At 64.6% G+C, this 15,485-nt stretch carries 14 protein-coding genes, 1 pseudogene and 1 riboswitch; of the genes and pseudogenes, 8 read left to right on the top strand and 7 right to left on the bottom strand.

Annotated elements, in window-relative coordinates; all coding sequences use genetic code 11:
• Window positions 1–45: 45 nt before the first annotated feature.
• The 3 genes from HAP47_RS09255 (at window position 46) to HAP47_RS09245 (ending at window position 2,838) form a co-directional block, all read left to right on the top strand.
• Window positions 46–978 (top strand): MerR family transcriptional regulator, encoded by a 933-nt coding sequence (locus HAP47_RS09255; protein WP_173638515.1) that lies wholly within the window; start codon window positions 46–48, stop codon window positions 976–978.
• 107 nt (window positions 979–1,085) lie between these two features.
• Complete coding sequence (locus tag HAP47_RS09250) at window positions 1,086–1,706, top strand: hypothetical protein (RefSeq protein WP_173638516.1); 621 nt, start codon at window positions 1,086–1,088, stop codon at window positions 1,704–1,706.
• Between the two features lie 178 nt (window positions 1,707–1,884).
• Window positions 1,885–2,838, top strand: coding sequence for a ribose-phosphate pyrophosphokinase (locus HAP47_RS09245; RefSeq protein WP_171948021.1), 954 nt, complete (start codon window positions 1,885–1,887; stop codon window positions 2,836–2,838).
• A 157-nt stretch (window positions 2,839–2,995) separates the two neighbouring features.
• On the opposite strand, the gene HAP47_RS09240 is transcribed toward HAP47_RS09245, so the two are convergent.
• Both HAP47_RS09240 and HAP47_RS09235 read right to left on the bottom strand, forming a co-directional pair.
• A complete protein-coding gene (locus HAP47_RS09240; protein WP_173638517.1) occupies window positions 2,996–3,802 on the bottom strand; it encodes an SDR family NAD(P)-dependent oxidoreductase in 807 nt (268 codons plus the stop codon).
• 108 nt (window positions 3,803–3,910) lie between these two features.
• Window positions 3,911–4,492 carry a 6,7-dimethyl-8-ribityllumazine synthase gene (locus HAP47_RS09235; protein WP_173638518.1) on the bottom strand — a complete coding sequence of 194 codons (582 nt, stop codon included), beginning with the start codon at window positions 4,490–4,492 and terminating at the stop codon, window positions 3,911–3,913.
• A 78-nt stretch (window positions 4,493–4,570) separates the two neighbouring features.
• Window positions 4,571–4,725, bottom strand: a riboswitch (FMN riboswitch).
• Window positions 4,726–5,169: 444 nt separating this feature from the next.
• Here HAP47_RS09235 and HAP47_RS09230 point away from each other — a divergent pair.
• Window positions 5,170–5,670 (top strand): YbjN domain-containing protein, encoded by a 501-nt coding sequence (locus HAP47_RS09230; protein ID WP_016844492.1) that lies wholly within the window; start codon window positions 5,170–5,172, stop codon window positions 5,668–5,670.
• 177 nt (window positions 5,671–5,847) lie between these two features.
• Window positions 5,848–6,678: a pyrroline-5-carboxylate reductase gene (gene proC, locus HAP47_RS09225; protein WP_173638519.1), complete on the top strand. Its 831-nt coding sequence runs from the start codon at window positions 5,848–5,850 to the stop codon at window positions 6,676–6,678.
• A gap of 6 nt (window positions 6,679–6,684) precedes the next feature.
• Here the strand turns inward: proC and HAP47_RS09220 are convergent, their stop codons facing one another.
• The 4 genes and pseudogenes from HAP47_RS09220 to HAP47_RS09205 form a co-directional block, all read right to left on the bottom strand.
• Window positions 6,685–7,095: a thioesterase family protein gene (locus HAP47_RS09220; protein ID WP_173638520.1), complete on the bottom strand. Its 411-nt coding sequence runs from the start codon at window positions 7,093–7,095 to the stop codon at window positions 6,685–6,687.
• Between the two features lie 75 nt (window positions 7,096–7,170).
• Window positions 7,171–7,374, bottom strand: coding sequence for a tautomerase family protein (locus tag HAP47_RS09215; RefSeq protein ID WP_044538952.1), 204 nt, complete (start codon window positions 7,372–7,374; stop codon window positions 7,171–7,173).
• Between the two features lie 233 nt (window positions 7,375–7,607).
• Window positions 7,608–9,030: pseudogene (hisS, locus tag HAP47_RS09210) on the bottom strand (histidine--tRNA ligase); the annotation flags it as partial.
• A gap of 227 nt (window positions 9,031–9,257) precedes the next feature.
• Window positions 9,258–10,337, bottom strand: coding sequence for a branched-chain amino acid aminotransferase (locus HAP47_RS09205; protein WP_173638522.1), 1,080 nt, complete (start codon window positions 10,335–10,337; stop codon window positions 9,258–9,260).
• A gap of 329 nt (window positions 10,338–10,666) precedes the next feature.
• Between HAP47_RS09205 and HAP47_RS09200 the strand changes: the two genes are divergently transcribed.
• Genes HAP47_RS09200 through HAP47_RS09190 form a run of 3 tightly spaced genes read left to right on the top strand, consistent with a single transcriptional unit; the run spans window position 10,667 to window position 13,335 of the window.
• On the top strand, window positions 10,667–11,215 hold the full coding sequence (locus HAP47_RS09200) for a MarR family winged helix-turn-helix transcriptional regulator (RefSeq protein ID WP_097671586.1): 549 nt from the start codon (window positions 10,667–10,669) through the stop codon (window positions 11,213–11,215).
• Between the two features lie 23 nt (window positions 11,216–11,238).
• Window positions 11,239–11,940: a response regulator transcription factor gene (locus tag HAP47_RS09195; protein ID WP_371821805.1), complete on the top strand. Its 702-nt coding sequence runs from the start codon at window positions 11,239–11,241 to the stop codon at window positions 11,938–11,940.
• A 9-nt stretch (window positions 11,941–11,949) separates the two neighbouring features.
• Window positions 11,950–13,335, top strand: a complete 1,386-nt coding sequence (locus tag HAP47_RS09190; RefSeq protein WP_173638523.1) for an ATP-binding protein — start codon at window positions 11,950–11,952, stop codon at window positions 13,333–13,335.
• Here HAP47_RS09190 and HAP47_RS09185 read toward each other — a convergent pair whose 3' ends face one another.
• Complete coding sequence (locus HAP47_RS09185; protein WP_231168818.1) at window positions 13,336–15,372, bottom strand: TonB-dependent siderophore receptor; 2,037 nt, start codon at window positions 15,370–15,372, stop codon at window positions 13,336–13,338.
• Window positions 15,373–15,485 lie beyond the last annotated feature (113 nt).

Below are 15,485 nucleotides of genomic sequence, written 5' to 3'. Positions count from 1 at the left end.
CAAGCGTCTTGACTCTCCACCTGCTGGAGACCGGACAAGCGGCGCATGACACAACGCACCTACAGCATCGGCGAGGCGGCGCGGCTCAGCGGAATTTCCGTCCGCAAGCTCCGCTTCTATTCGGACCAGGGGTTGCTGCCGCCGGCCGGCCGCACCGCGAGCGGCTATCGCGTCTTCACCGACGATGAACTGGTTCGCCTCGACCTGATCCGCTGCCTGCGCGATGCGGGGCTCGGTCTCGACGCCATTCGTGAGGTCCTGACCCAGCAACTCTCGCTCGTCGAGGCGCTGAAGCTCCGCCTCGAAACGCTGGAAGCGGAGATCGCGGCACAGCGCCGCGTCGCCTCCGCGCTGCGGGCTGCGTTGCGTTCACCGCAACTCACCGAAGCAGACCTGAGGAGATTCCTGACCATGACGCAGCTATCCCGCGCCGAGCGCCGCAACGTCGTCGAACGTTTTTTCGAGAAAGTGTCCGACGGCATCAACATCGACCGGAAATGGGTCCGGCAGATGATCGAGACGACGGTGCCCGAACTGCCCGATGATCCGACACCCGAGCAATGCGATGCCTGGATCGAGCTGTCGTCGATCCTCAACGATCCCTCCTTCATCGCCAAAATGCGCGCGAACGCCAGCGACGCCTGGGATCGCGACGCCTTCGATATGGAGGCCTGCCAGGCCGCAAGCGACGCCATTGTGCGCGAGGCAAAGCAGGCGATCGACGACGGGCTCGAACCAACGTCTGACACCGGCAGCGCGATCGCGCGACAATGGCTGGAAGCCTCGGCCCGATTGATGGGCCGGCAGCCCGACCTGGATTTCCGCAACTGGCTTCGCGCCAAATACGCCCAGCATGACGACCGCGCCGCACGCTATTGGGAGTTGGTCGCTATCATGCGGGGGCAGCGGCCCGACAGCAGCCCGAACCGGGAATGGGCCTGGATCGTCGATGCCATGCGGCATCATCTCACTGACTGACGAGGAATTCGATCCTGTCCCCCCGCGGCGCTTGACCGGTCGACTGTTAAGCGCTGTGGCCGTCCTGCCCTAGACGTTAAGCCGTTTTAACGATATCGCAGGACGCAATGAGGGAAGCGTCAAACCACCAGTTTCAAACTGGGACAGTCGTGCGCGCCGCGATCGCAGCAACATGGCTGGCGATTGCGTGCGCGCTTGGCGGATGCGCGGCCGGTGGCAACGTGGCCGACTCCTACGCAATGGCCACGCCTGCGAGCGGCGGCGCCACCGTCGCATTCGAATCGATCGACGGTCCGCCGCCCCAGGTCTTCGACCGCATGGTCGGTGTGCTCGACAGCGAATCCAAGCTGCGCAGCCTGTCGATCGTGTCGCGCCAGGGCACCGCGGCCTATCGCGTGCGCGGCTATCTCTCGGCGCAGGTGGTGCGCGGCCGCACCATGATCGCGTGGGTGTGGGACGTCTACGACAGCAGCCAGCAACGGGCGCTCCGGCTGTCCGGCACAGAGCCCGCCGGCAAGGCCGGCCGCGACGCCTGGGCCGCCGCCGACGATCTGGTGCTGCGCAAGATCGCCCAGGCCGGCCTCAGCGGCCTGTCCAGCATGATCAATGGCGGTCCGGCGGATAGCCCGGCGCCCGCCGCGGTGCCGGAGCTCCGTGGGCCAGCGATGGTCAGCGCCCCGGCCCCCGCGGCGCCAGAGACCGTGGCACTCAGCTATTCCGCCAACTAACCGCCGGAATCTCCCGGGGAAAGGCGTTTTTTGCCCAGGAAAACGTGGGCCGAAGCGCCTAATGGGTTGCCAGCGGCAGCGCCTCCCTGATATTCCCTCGCGCACCGAAAACCCGCCGGTTCTGTAAGGACTTGAGATGCTGAACGTCGTATCCAGCAAGGCGCGGGGGGAAGCATCGATGTCGGCAAAGAACGGATCAATCAAGCTCGTCGCCGGCAACTCCAATCCTGCGCTGGCGCAGGACATCGCCAAGGGACTTGGCATCGAATTGACCAAGGCCGTGGTCCGGCGCTTTGCCGACATGGAGATCTTCGTCGAGATCCAGGAGAACGTCCGCGGCTCGGACATGTTCATCATTCAGTCGACGTCCTATCCGGCCAACGACAATCTGATGGAGCTTCTGATCATCACCGACGCGCTGCGCCGTTCCTCGGCGCGCCGCATCACCGCGGTGGTGCCCTATTTCGGCTACGCCAGGCAGGATCGCAGGTCCGGCTCGCGTACGCCGATCTCGGCCAAGCTCGTCGCCAATCTGATCTCGCACTCCGGCGTCGATCGCGTCATGACGCTCGACCTGCACGCCGGCCAGATCCAGGGCTTCTTCGACATCCCGACAGACAACCTGTTCGCGGCGCCGCTGATGGTGCGCGATATCAGAGAGAAGTTCGACCTCGCCAAGGTGATGGTGGTGTCGCCCGACGTCGGCGGCGTGGCGCGTGCCCGCGGCCTCGCCAAGCGCATCAACACCCCGCTTGCGATCGTCGACAAGCGCCGCGAGCGCCCCGGTGAGTCCGAGGTGATGAACGTGATCGGCGACGTCGCCGGCTACAACTGCATCCTGGTCGACGACATCGTCGACTCCGGCGGCACGCTGGTGAACGCGGCCGAGGCGCTGATCGCACACGGCGCCAAGGAAGTCTCGGCCTACATCACCCACGGCGTGCTGTCCGGCGGCGCGGCCGCGCGGATTGCCTCGTCGCGGCTGAAGGAGCTGGTCATCACCGACTCGATCCTGCCGACCGAAGCCGTCAACAAGGCGCCGAACATTCGCCAGATCTCGATCGCCGGCCTGATTGCCGAAGCGATCGGCCGCACCGCAGCGGAAGAGTCCGTCTCCAGCCTGTTCGATTGAACTCGATTGCTGTCGTCCCTGCGAAAGCAGGGACCCATAACCACGGTCCGTCGTTGCTGCGAAGGCCGTGGCTCCAGCGTTGCAAATCAATTCGCATTCGCGGTTATGGGTCCCGGCTCAAGGCCGGGACGACACTGAGTATGCAGATGCCGCTTCCTCAAAACCCAGGCCGCGGCACGTGGCTCATCAGCGTCCGCGCATAGCCGCCATCGACGATGATCTCCTCACCATTGACGTATGACGCGCGGTCGCTCGCCAGGAACAGGGTAGCATCCGCCATGTCCTGCGGCGCGCCGATCCGGCGCATCGGCACCACGGCGGTGCGCCGCTCGGTGACGCCGGGCGTATCATAGAACGCCTGGCTCATCGGCGTGACGACAAGGCCGGGTGAGACCACATTGCTGCGGATGCCGTGCGGCCCCCATTCGGCGGCGAGTTGCTGCGAGAGCATCACGACAGCGGCCTTACTGATGCTGTAGGCACCGCTCTGCCCCTGCGCATTGCTGGCGGCGATCGAAGCGACGTGGATGAGGCTGCCGCGTCCGGCCTCGCGCATCTGGCGGCCGAACGCCTGCGCGCAAATGAAATAGCCGGTGAGATTGACCGCCAGCACCGCGTTCCATTCGGCGAGCGGCAGCGTATCGAGCCCGCCGGGGCGCAACACCGCCGCGGTGTTGACGAGGATGTCGCTGGGGCCAAGCGTTCGCGCGACGGCATCGGCCGCAGCCGCGACGTTGTCCTCGCTGGTCGTGTCGCAGCTCGCGACGAGATGACCATCGCCGAACTCGCGAAGCTTTGCCTTGGTCTCCGCAAGCCCGCGCTCGTCGCGATCGAGCGCGGCGACCCTGGCGCCGGCGCTCGCGAAACTGACCGCGGTGGCGCGGCCGATGCCGCCGCCTCCGCCGGTGACGACGGCAACGCGGCCCGACAGGCCGAGCCAGTCGGAAGAGTGTTGTTCGGTCATGGGCGCCTCCCGCGCGTTCTGATTATGCCGGCAAGCATAACCGAACGCGCTGGCGGCGACAGCGATCCCGGCACGCATGCCGGAATGGCTTTTGCGTTGGGCCTTGAGCTAGCCGGGTATTCCCGCCGCGACCTGGCCGCGCAGGCGTTCCAGGCTGAGCAGCGTGTTGGCGCAGGCCTCCGCGACCTCGATCCCCTTGATCACGAAGTGCTTGCGGAAGAAGTCATAATGCACCTCGGTCTCGTGGAATTGCTGCGGCGTCAGCACCGCCGAGAACACCGGCACCTCGGTGCGCAACTGCACATCCATCAGCGCCTTGATCACGGTGTCGGCGACGAATTCGTGGCGGTAGATACCACCATCGACAACGAGCCCGGCCGCGACGATCGCGGTATAGCGGCGGGTCTTCGCCAGCAGTTGCGCGTGCAGCGGGATCTCGAACGAGCCCGGCACCTCGAACACATCGACATTGGTGATGTGGCGCGCCTCGATCTCCTTAAGGAAGGAGATGCGGCACTCTTCCACCACATCGCGATGCCAGGACGACTGCACAAAGGCAACGCGCTGCGGCTTGGCGAAGTGCGGATGCTCCGGCGCCGGCGGACGAGCCGGCGTATCGGGAAGGCTTTCTGCTTGGGAGGTCTGGACTTGAGAAGCTTGAAGGTCTTGGTCTTGCAACATCTGATTCATGGCTTTCCTCTTTCAGGACCAGAATCAGGGCACACGGACAACGACACAAGCCCACGCGAAAATCGCGTTGGCTGCCGCAACCGTTCTCTTTCATCCGGACTGTAACCGTCGGCTTCGGAATTGCACCGAATCTGCTGACCCTTCCTCCGGCTTCGCGGAAGAAGGCGCTCGCGGGCTTGGGCTCATCGCCCTTTACCGCCGGTGGGGATTTTCACCCCGCCCTGAGAACATCGGCACGCCCGGGATGGACGTGCCTGAGGCGAAATATGACCAAACCGCGACAGCTGGGCAAGCACCTTTGGCATGGGCAAACGGCATGTCCCCATGAGCGCGCTGCGGCCCTTGCAGAGAGAAGTGAGCGCCCGAAAGGCTGATTCACGCGTGCGGCGAGGCGCCCGCAAATGGTTAATTAATCGTTACGCGAACGCCTAGATTCCGATTTGTTCGCAAAATCACAAGTGTGGCGGAGATCAGCTGTGGACGATGCGCGCTTTGGCTGTGGACGGACTCGGCGTGCGGTTGCGCGGATTCCGCAAATCACATCACTTCATCGGCGTCAGGTCCAGGGGCATCCGGAAGCCCGGTCAAGGAACTGCACTCGGCCACGACGCAGTATGTCGCAAGTGCCGGCTTCCGTGTGCGTATCAAGCGATCATAAGAACAAGGTCCGAGACGGCATGTCCCTCCTCGAAAGCATTATCGATTCCCGGAACAACCCGCTTGCGGTGGTCGAGGATATCGCCACTGACAACAACTGGGCGTTCGAGCGTTCCGGCGAAGATGAGGTGACGATCGTCTCCAAGGGAGACTGGATCGATTATCAGCTCTCCTTCACCTGGATGGGAGAGATCGAGGCGCTGCATCTTGCCTGCGCCTTCGACATGAAGATGCCGCAGGCGCGGCGCGCCGAGGTGCAGCGGCTGGTCGCTGCGATCAACGAGCAATTGTGGGTCGGCCATTTCGACCTCTGGACCCACACCGGCATGGTGATGCATCGTCAGGCGCTGGTGCTGCCCGGCGGCCTCACCGCGTCCACCGCGCAATGCGAGGCCATGGTGGTCAACGCGATCCACGCCTGCGAGCGTTACTACCCGGCGTTCCAGTTCGTGGTGTGGGCCGGCAAGTCGACCGCCGAGGCGATGGCCGCGGCGATGTTCGATACCGAGGGCGAGGCGTAAGGGTTTCGCTCTAGCGTCCACACGCTCAGTGTCGTCCCGGCGAAAGCCGGGACCCATACTCCGCGGCGTCAGTGGTCGCGCAAACTGCTTGTGGCTCGCTCCACGCTTCACTAGAACCGCCTGTGGTTATGGGTCCCGGCTCAAGGCCGGGACGACACAGAATTTGTGGAGCCGCCCGTGAACACATCCAGCAGCGGACTGAAAGATTCGACCGGCACCATCGTGCTTGCAGGCGCGGGCAAGATGGGCGGCGCAATGCTGACCGGCTGGCTCGCGCAGGGCCTCTCGCCCAAGCATGTCGCGGTGATCGATCCACATATCTCGCCGGAGATCTCCGCGCTTGCCGCGAAGGGCGTGCGGCTCAATCCGCAGGCGAAGGACCTCGGCACGGTCGACACGCTGGTCGTCGCGGTGAAGCCGCAATCGTTCCGCGACGCCGGCGCTGCGCTGAAGGCGCTGGTCGGTCCGTCGACACTCGTGGTCTCGATCATGGCCGGCACGACGATCTCGGCGCTGGAAGACGTGGTCGGCGGCGCAGTGGTGCGCGCGATGCCGAATACGCCGGCGGCGATCGGCCGCGGCATCACGGTCGCGGTGCCCTCGAAGCGCGTCACCGCCGCGCAGCGCGCCATGACGGATGCGCTGCTGAAGGCGACCGGGCTGGTCGAATGGGTCGACGATGAGAACCTGATGGACGCGGTGACCGCGGTCTCCGGCTCCGGTCCGGCCTATGTCTTCCTGCTCGCCGAGGAGCTCGCCCGCGCCGGCGTTGCGGCCGGCCTGCCCGAGCAGCTCGCAACCACGCTGGCGCGCGCGACCGTCGCCGGCTCCGGTGAGTTGCTGCATCGCTCGGATCTGCCGTCGGCGACGCTGCGGCAGAATGTCACCTCGCCGGGCGGCACCACGGCGGCCGCGCTCGAGGTGCTGATGGCGAGCGACGGCATGCAGCCGCTGATGACCCGCGCGATCGCTGCGGCGACCCGACGCTCGAAAGAATTGGCGAAGTAGCCACGCTCACTGCGCTTGGCCCGACGTCCCGGCAAGCCGTTTGTTGAAACTCTCGACATTGATCAGGCCGCGGGCGTGGCGGCCTTCGCCGAGCTCGCGCGTGCCTTCAAAGGCCTGGACCTCGAAGCGGATCACGCGGCGCTCGACCGCGATCACCTTTGCGGTGGTCCGTACGGTGGCGCCGACAAGCGCGGCGGCGAGATGGCGGATATCGACCTCGGTACCGACCGTGACCCAGCCGGGCTGCAGCGCATCGCGGATGGAATCACCCGACGCCATCTCCATGTCGAGGATCATCATCGGCGTCGCATAGACCATCGGCATGCCGGGCACGAAATGCCCGACCGTGCGCTCCGGCGGCACCACGAGCATGCGCTCGGCGCTCATGCCGATCTTGATGAAGTCGCGTGCGTCCATTGGCGCCTCAAAAGACCGTCGTCCCTGCCTTGTGCGCAATTGCGCACTGGAGCAGGGACGACGAAGTGAATGTAGTTATTTCTTCGCGGCGGCGGCGCGCTCGACGAAGGTCTTGCCACCCTTCATCTTGTGATGCAGCGGCGCTTCGTTGATCTGGATCACCACGGCATCGGCATCGACACCAAGATTTTTCACCAGCGCCTGGGTGATGTCGCGCATCATGCCGGCCTTCTGCTCGTCGGTGCGGCCGGCGGCCATGCTGACAGTGATCTCGGGCATCGGAATACTCCCTGGTCGTTGTTGACGCGCAAACCGGTCGTCTCCGGTCTGGCTGGCGCACCATCTTTTTGAAGATGGATGCGCGGGTCAAGCCCGCGCACGACAAACCAGCTATCCCCAGTTCACGCCGTGGCGCGCGAGCACCTCGCGGACCTTGGCGACCAGATCGACCTCAGCGCAGGAGAACTGGGCGGGGCGTGTTTCGCGCCATTCCTGATTGGACGCGATCGCGGCCGCCGCCTTGGCGCCTTCGATCAAATCCTTGATCTGCACCTCGCCGCGCGCTTTCTCGTCCGAGCCCTGGATGATGACGCAGGGAGAGTTGCGGCGGTCGGCATATTTGAGCTGGTTGCCCATGTTCTTCGGGTTGCCGAGATAGAGCTCGGCGCGGACGCCGGCCTGGCGCAGCTGCGCGACCATCTTCTGGTAGTCCGCGACGCGGTCGCGGTCGAACACGGTGACGACGACGGGGCCGAATTCAGCCTTCGTATCGAGCTGGCCGAGCATCGTGAGCGCGGCCTGCAAGCGCGAGACGCCGATCGAGAAACCGGTGGCAGGCACCGGCTCGCCGCGGAAGCGCGAGACGAGGCCGTCATAGCGCCCGCCGCCACCGACCGAGCCGAACCGCACCGGGCGGCCTTTCTCGTCTTTGGTGTCGAGCAGCAGCTCAACCTCGTAGACCGGGCCGGTATAGTATTCGAGGCCGCGGACGACTGAGGGGTCGATAACAATTCGACTCTGATCATAGCCTGCGGCGGCAACTAGTTCCTTGATTTGCGATAGCTCCGCGATCCCCTCGAGGCCCAATCGATTGCCGCCGACAACTGATTCAAAATTCGCGATGGTCACGTCATTCGATGAGTACTCGCTCTTGGAACCAGATCCACGCTCGCCCCAACCAGTAAAGTTGACGACGCTGGATATTCCATCGTCGGAGAGGCCGGCTCCCTTGGTAAAATCGCCCTTGCCCTCTTCGCCGCCATCCCATCGGCCAGGGCCTAGTAGCTTCGCCACTTCATCGAGTGGAAATTTGTCCAGCTTGTCTATCGCCCGCAGCACCGTAAGCCGGCGTCCTGCGTTCTCCTCACCGCCGAGGCCGATACTTTCCATCAGGCCGTCGAGCACCTTGCGGTTGTTCACCTTCACGACATAGGAGCCGCGCGGAATGCCGAGCGCTTCCATCGTGTCGGCCGCCATCATGCAAATCTCGGCGTCGGCCGCCGGCGTCGCCGAGCCGACCGTGTCGGCATCGAACTGCATGAACTGACGGAAGCGGCCGGGACCGGGCTTCTCGTTGCGGAAGACATAGCCGAACCGATAGGACCGGTACGGCTTCGGCAGCGCGTCGAAGTTCTCCGCGACATAGCGCGCCAGCGGCGCGGTCAGGTCGTAGCGCAGCGAGATCCACTGTTCGTCATCGTCCTGGAACGAGAACACGCCCTCGTTGGGCCGGTCCTGGTCCGGCAGGAATTTGCCGAGCGCGTCGGTATATTCCATTGCCGGCGTCTCCACCGGCTCGAAGCCGTAGAGCTCGTAGACGGCGCGAATCTTCTCGACCATCGCCCGTGTGGCATTGATCGCGGCCGGGCCGCGATCTTCCAGCCCGCGCGGCAGGCGCGCCTTCAGTTTCTGGGGTTTTTTGGGTTTCTCGGCCATGTCATACGTCGGCTGTAAGTCAGTATTGACTTTAAGGCCGGGTTATCAGGCAGGGCTCTGTGCCGCAAGCGCCTGGCGCCTTCTTACCTCGCCCCGCTTGCGGGGAGAGGTCGGAATTCGAGCAAAGCTTGAATTCCGGGTGAGGGGGACTCTCCAAACATCCCGGTGCGGATAAGGCCCTCCCCCCCCTCTCCCCGCAAAGTGCGGGGCGAGGGAGCGTGCCTACCTTACGCGACGTTCCTGATCCAGTTATGCGGGTCGTTGGTGCGACCGTACTGAATGTCGACCAGTTTCTTGCGCAGGCCCATCGCGACCGGACCGGCGGCGCCGCCGCTGATCTGGAAGTCGCCGCTCGCCGAGCACACCTTGCCGATCGGCGAGATGACGGCCGCGGTGCCGCAGGCGAAGGCTTCCTTCAGCTTGCCGCTGGCGGCGTCGGCACGCCACTGCTGGATGGTGTAGAGCTCCTCGCGCACGCGCGTTCCGGCATCCTTGGCAAGCGCGATGATCGAGTCGCGGGTGATGCCGGGCAGGATAGTGCCGAGCGGCGGCGTCAGCAGCGAGCCGTCGTCGAACGCGAAGAAGATGTTCATGCCGCCGAGCTCCTCGATGTAGCGGCGCTCGACCGCGTCGAGGAACACGACCTGGTCGCAGCCGCGCTCGATCGCCTCGGCCTGCGCGCGCAGGCTTGCGGCATAGTTGCCGCCGCACTTCACGGCGCCGGTGCCGCCGATCGCGGCGCGCGTATAGTTTTCCGACACCCAGATCGACACCGGCGCGGGACCGCCCTTGAAGTAGGAGCCGACCGGCGATGCGATGACGGAGAAGATGTATTCCGCCGATGGCTTCACGCCGAGGAAGACCTCGCTCGCGATCATGAACGGCCGCAGATAGAGGCTGCCCTCGCCGCCCGGGATCCAGGCGCGATCGATCCGCACCAGCTGCTCGACCGCCTCGATGAACACCTCCTCGGGCAGCGGCGCCATCGCCATGCGCTCGGCCGAATCGTGGAAGCGCCGGGCATTGGCGTCGGGGCGGAACAGGTTCACACCGCCATCGTCGCGCCTGTAGGCCTTGAGACCTTCGAAAATCTCCTGGGCGTAGTGCAGCACCGCGCCGGCCGGATCGAGCGGGAAATTCGCGCGTGCCTCGACGCGGGCGCTGTGCCACCCCTTGCCCTGGCTGTAGCGGACGATCGCCATGTGGTCGGTAAAGACGCGGCCGAAGCCCGGGTCCACGAGCTTCGCCGCGCGATCCTTGTCGGACGTGGGATTTGGCGAAGGCTGGATGTCGAATTTCAAAGTCATTTTTCTTGCTTTCCGCTGTCGGAACCGGCGCCATACCCGCGCCGGCCTGTTTCCCCCGGAGCCATCAGGCTCGGCTGGTGCGAACTTCACCACCGTCGGCAACCCGGCCGGTTTCCATCGCCAACATGCCGTTTAGACATGCTTTTGCGGAGTGCTGAAGTCCAGTATGTTTGCCGAAATGCCGCTCGACAATCGCACGGTAGTCCAATTTGCGGCCCAAACCGCCTCACAGGCTTTTTCAGGCCGCCTCAAACGCTGTCTGAGACGGAACGATCTAATGTTTCGTCGTGACAGGCAGTTTTGTAACATTGAACCCAAGATACGTCAATATGGCTGACATAAATTTCTCAGGCATGGCTGCCAAGCCCGATTCGCAGGGAGATGATCACGCTCCTGCGGCGGGCGGCCGCGACTTGCGCTGGGACATCATCGAGCTCTTGTTCTTTGCCTACCGCGACTTTGTCGGCGACGCCGACCAGGAACTGGAGGCGTTCGGCTTCGGCCGCGCCCACCACCGCGTCATCCACTTCGTTACCCGCTATCCCGGCCTGAAGGTCGCCGACCTGCTCGACGTCCTGCGCATCACCAAACAGTCGCTCGGACGCGTGCTCAAGCAGCTGCTGGACGAAGGCTACATCGTGCAGAAGACCGGCAACAACGACCGCCGGCAGCGCCTGCTCTACGCAACGCCGAAGGGCGAGGCGCTGGTCGCCAAGCTCGCAGGGCTGCAGACCGACCGCATCAACCGCGCGATCGCCGGCATCGATCCGGCCGGCGTCGAGACGGTTCGCCAATTCCTCCGCGCGATGATCGACCGCGACGATCCCGACAAGGTGCTCGAAGCGATCTTCGGCGGCGGCAGAAAAACAAGGGAGTGAACCTGGTGCAGGCTGCAACCCTGATGCGCACGCCGGTCGAGCCGGCCGACGATGCGCCGCATCTCCTGCTGGTCGACGACGACCGGCGCATTCGCGACCTGTTGTCGCGCTTTCTCTCCGGCGAAGGCTATCGCGTCACGACGGCCATGAGCGCCACCGACGCGCGCGCCAAGCTGCTCGGGCTGCATTTCGACCTGCTCATCCTCGACGTGATGATGCCCGGCGAGAACGGCTTCGACCTCGCCCGCTTCATCCGCACCTCCTCGACGGTACCGATCATCATGCTGACCGCCCGCCATGAGGCGGAAGCCCGCATCGAGGGTCTGCAGATCGGCGCCGACGACTATGTCGCCAAGCCGTTCGAGCCGCGCGAGCTGGTGCTGCGCATCGGCAATATCCTCAAGCGCACCGCACCGCCGCAAGTCACTGTCGTCGAGCAGATCGCGTTCGGCCCCTACATCTTCCACATCGAACGCAGCGAGCTGCGCCAGGGCGAGGAGATCATCCATCTCACCGACCGCGAGCGTGAGATGTTGCGTATCCTCGCGAGCGCGCCCGGCGAGACCGTGCCGCGCGGCGAACTGACCAGCGGCGGCACCGTCAACGAGCGCGCGGTCGACGTCCAGATCAACCGCCTGCGCCGCAAGATCGAGCACGATCCCGCCAATCCGCTGTTCCTGCAGGCAGTACGCGGCATCGGCTATCGCCTGGTCGCCTCGCCGTAAGATGCAGCCATGAGCACGCTCGACACCGGCCTGACCCTGATCAAGAACGCCTCGCAGCGCGTCTCGAAGGCGAACGGCTGGATGGGCAATGCGTTCAAGAGCTGGATGCCGACAGGCCTCTATGCGCGCGCGCTGCTGATCATGATCGTGCCGATGGTGATCCTGCAGACCGTGGTCGCATTCGTGTTCATGGAGCGGCACTGGAATACGGTGACGCGGCGTCTGTCGGCCGCGGTGGTATCCGACATCGCCGCGCTGATCGACGTCTACAAGAGCTATCCGCAGGACAAGGACCGTGCGCAGCTGCGCCGCATCGCCCAGAAGCTGCAGCTCGTGGTCGACTTCCTCCCCGCCGGCGACATGCCGCCGCCGGGACCGAAGCCGTTCTTCTCGTTGCTCGACCAGACCCTGTCGGTGCAGCTCGGCCGCCAGATCAGCCGTCCGTTCTGGATCGACACCGTTGGCAAGTCCAACCTGGTCGAGATCCGCGTCCAGCTCGACGATTCCGTGATGCGCATCTTCGCCCAGCGCAGCGCGGCCTACGCCTCCAACTCGGAGATCTTCATCTTCTGGATGGTCGGCACCTCGTCGATCCTGCTGATCGTCGCCGTGCTGTTCCTGCGCAACCAGATCAAGCCGATCCTCAGACTGGCCGATGCCGCCGAAAGCTTCGGCAAGGGCCGCGAGGCACCGAACTTCCGGCCGCGCGGCGCGCGCGAGGTGCGGCGCGCGGCGCAGGCCTTCATCGAGATGAAGGCGCGCGTCGAACGCTCGATCGAGCAGCGCACCGCGATGCTCGCCGGCGTGTCGCATGATTTGCGTACCATCCTGACCCGCTTCAAGCTCGAACTCGCCTTGATCGGCGAAGGCCCCGAGATCGATGCGATGCGCAAGGACGTCGACGAGATGTCGATGATGCTGGAGGACTACCTCGCCTTCGCGCGCGGCGATTCCGGCGAGGTCGCGCAGCCGACCGACATGGCGATGGCGCTGGAGGAATTGCGCAGCGACGCCGAACGTCACGGCCACACCGCGACCGTCGCGTTCCACGGCCTGCCCGTCGTCACGGTGAAACCGGCTTCGTTCAAGCGCTGCCTCGCCAACCTCGTCTCCAACGCGGCGCGCCACGCCAACACGATCTCGATCACCGGCCAGCGCGACCATCGCTATCTCAACATCACGATCGACGACGACGGCCCCGGCATCCCCGCCGACATGCGCGAGGAAGTGTTCAAGCCCTTCCTGCGGCTCGACGACGCCCGCAACCAGGACGAAGGCGGCAGCGGCCTCGGACTTGCGATCGCGCGCGACATCGCCCGCTCGCATGGCGGCGACATCATGCTCGGCGAAAGCCCGATGGGCGGCCTGCGCGCGGCGGTGCGGGTGCCGGTGTAGCTACCAGCGGTAAGACAAGGTGCCGATCACCTGACGCCGCTCGCCGGCATAGCAGTAGCCGGACTGGCAGGTCTGGTATTGCGTGTCGAACAGATTGGTCGCGTTCAAGCGCATGGTGGCGCCGAGCAATCGCCGATCCAGCTTGCCGAGATCGTAGTCGATCACGGCATCGAACAACGTTCTCGCCGCATTCTGGAACGTATTCTGGTCGTTGCCGAAGTTGGTCCCGATATGACGGACACCGAGACCGAGCCTGAGCCCTTCGACGGGGGCGCCGGACTGGAACGTGTATTTGCCGAAGGCGGCGAAGGAATTCCTCGGAATGCCGGAGAGCTCATTGCCGGTCGTATCGGGATTGCCCTGCGTGATCACGACGTTGAGATGGGTGTAGGCCGCGGTGAGATCAAATCCCTGCTTGAGCGCCAGCTTCGCCTCGAGCTCCACGCCCTTCGATTCGACCTGTCCGGTTGCCGCCTGAAAGGCCATGTTGCTGGGATCGGTGCGCAGCACGTTGTCCTGCGTGATGTCGAACACCGCGGCGGTCAACAGCACCGGCAGCTGCGGCATCTGGTACTTGATGCCGATCTCCTTCTGCTCGCCGGTGGTCGGCTTGAACGGCGATCCCGATGCGTCGACGCCGACCTGCGGGGCGAATGCCGTCGCGTAGCTGACATAAGGCGCAACGCCATTGTCGAAGACGTAAGCGAGGCCCGCGCGGCCCGTGAAGGCGGTCGCCTTCTGCGTTGACGGCACGCCGTCCAGGCCTGCGGTCGTCGTCTGCGAGACCCAGCTCTGGCGCCCATTGAGCGTCAGAATGAAGCCGCCGAGCCTGGCCTGCTCCTGCGCATAGACGCCGACCTCGTCGGTCGACTGCTTGTTGAAGATCGAGAATGCCGGCGACGCGATCGCCTGGGCACCGTAATTCATCGTCAGCAGATTGAGATCGGGAGCCGGCCCGTATCCGATCTTGTCGTTGTAGTAGGAGTGCCCGTAGTCGACGCCGAACAACGCCGTGTTCTTGATCGCGCCGAGGGTGAACTTGGCCTCGGCCTGATTGTCGAGCGTCACCGTATTGAAGCTATCCAGGATCCGCCAGGCGGAGCGCGACGCGAGATTGGTGCTGCTGTCGATGGAATCGATCTGGGTGTATTTGGCGTCGGTGTCGACCTGATAGAAGCGGAAGTTCTGCCGCACCGTCCAGACGTCGTCGACATTGTGCTCGAACGCGTAACCGATGCGGTATTGCTTCTGATCCATGGCGCTGAAGGCCGGATCATTCGAGTAGATGTTGGTCAATTGTCCGTCGGGCGTGCGGAAGTTGCCGATGCTCGCGGCGGTTCGGCTGCTTTGATATTCGCCGAGGATCGTAAAGGACGTATCGACGTCCGGCCGCCAGGTCAGCGCAGGCGCGATATAGGTCCGATCGTCGTCATTGCCGGGATACCAGGTCTTCGCGTCACGGAGCAAACCCGTCAGCCGGTAGTACAGCTGATCGCTGCCGGGCACCGGACCACCGATATCGAAGCTGCCCTGGTAACGGTCGTAGGTGCCACCCTGTAGCTGTACCTCGCCGAATGTGGTCAACGGCGGCCGCTTGGTGGCGACGTCCACGATGCCGCCCGGCGAGCCGAGGCCATAGAGGCCTGAGGCCGGGCCACGGAGGATCGACACGCTGTCGAGACCGTATGGCTCGATCTTGGGAATGGCGAAGTTGCCGCCGCCCTGGCGCAGGCCGTCGCGATAGATCCCCGTATAGGTCGCATCGAAGCCGCGGATGTAGAAACTGTCGAACCGGGGATCATAGCCGAACGCCGTGGTTGTGACGCCGGGCGTGTAATTGACGGCGTCCTTGAGCGTCTGGACGTTACGATCCCTGAGCTCCTTTTGCGTGACGACCGAAAGCGACTGCGGCGTCTCAATCAGCGCGGTGTTGGTCTTGGTGCCGGCCGTGCTGCGGGTCGCAACGTAACCGGTCGTCGTCCCGATCGTGCCGGCCGCAGCTTGCGACCGCGGAGCCTGGTTCTGAGTGGGCGCCAAAGCATTTCGGCGTCGGCTCGCCACGGTGGTGCGCGAAGACCTGGTGTTCCGACTTGAAGCGACGGCACTGCGCTTCCTTGCAGCGCCAGGTTCATCCACCGTCACGGCAGGAA

This window comes from Bradyrhizobium sp. 41S5 (assembly GCF_011516665.3).
Lineage (GTDB): Bacteria > Pseudomonadota > Alphaproteobacteria > Rhizobiales > Xanthobacteraceae > Bradyrhizobium > Bradyrhizobium quebecense.
Note: the sequence above shows the minus strand (reverse complement) of the source record. Positions and strands in the feature narration are given on the sequence as shown.

What these genes read in the sequence shown, in the direction of transcription:
- HAP47_RS09255 (WP_173638515.1), top strand. Translation starts at nt 46, where the DNA reads ATGACACAACGCACCTACAGCATCGGCGAGGCGGCGCGGCTCAGCGGA.
- HAP47_RS09250 (WP_173638516.1), top strand. Translation starts at nt 1,086, where the DNA reads ATGAGGGAAGCGTCAAACCACCAGTTTCAAACTGGGACAGTCGTGCGC.
- HAP47_RS09245 (WP_171948021.1), top strand. Translation starts at nt 1,885, where the DNA reads ATGTCGGCAAAGAACGGATCAATCAAGCTCGTCGCCGGCAACTCCAAT.
- HAP47_RS09240 (WP_173638517.1), bottom strand. Translation starts at nt 3,802, where the DNA reads ATGACCGAACAACACTCTTCCGACTGGCTCGGCCTGTCGGGCCGCGTT.
- HAP47_RS09235 (WP_173638518.1), bottom strand. Translation starts at nt 4,492, where the DNA reads ATGAATCAGATGTTGCAAGACCAAGACCTTCAAGCTTCTCAAGTCCAG.
- HAP47_RS09230 (WP_016844492.1), top strand. Translation starts at nt 5,170, where the DNA reads ATGTCCCTCCTCGAAAGCATTATCGATTCCCGGAACAACCCGCTTGCG.
- HAP47_RS09220 (WP_173638520.1), bottom strand. Translation starts at nt 7,095, where the DNA reads ATGGACGCACGCGACTTCATCAAGATCGGCATGAGCGCCGAGCGCATG.
- HAP47_RS09215 (WP_044538952.1), bottom strand. Translation starts at nt 7,374, where the DNA reads ATGCCCGAGATCACTGTCAGCATGGCCGCCGGCCGCACCGACGAGCAG.
- HAP47_RS09205 (WP_173638522.1), bottom strand. Translation starts at nt 10,337, where the DNA reads ATGACTTTGAAATTCGACATCCAGCCTTCGCCAAATCCCACGTCCGAC.
- HAP47_RS09200 (WP_097671586.1), top strand. Translation starts at nt 10,667, where the DNA reads ATGGCTGACATAAATTTCTCAGGCATGGCTGCCAAGCCCGATTCGCAG.
- HAP47_RS09195 (WP_371821805.1), top strand. Translation starts at nt 11,239, where the DNA reads ATGCGCACGCCGGTCGAGCCGGCCGACGATGCGCCGCATCTCCTGCTG.
- HAP47_RS09190 (WP_173638523.1), top strand. Translation starts at nt 11,950, where the DNA reads ATGAGCACGCTCGACACCGGCCTGACCCTGATCAAGAACGCCTCGCAG.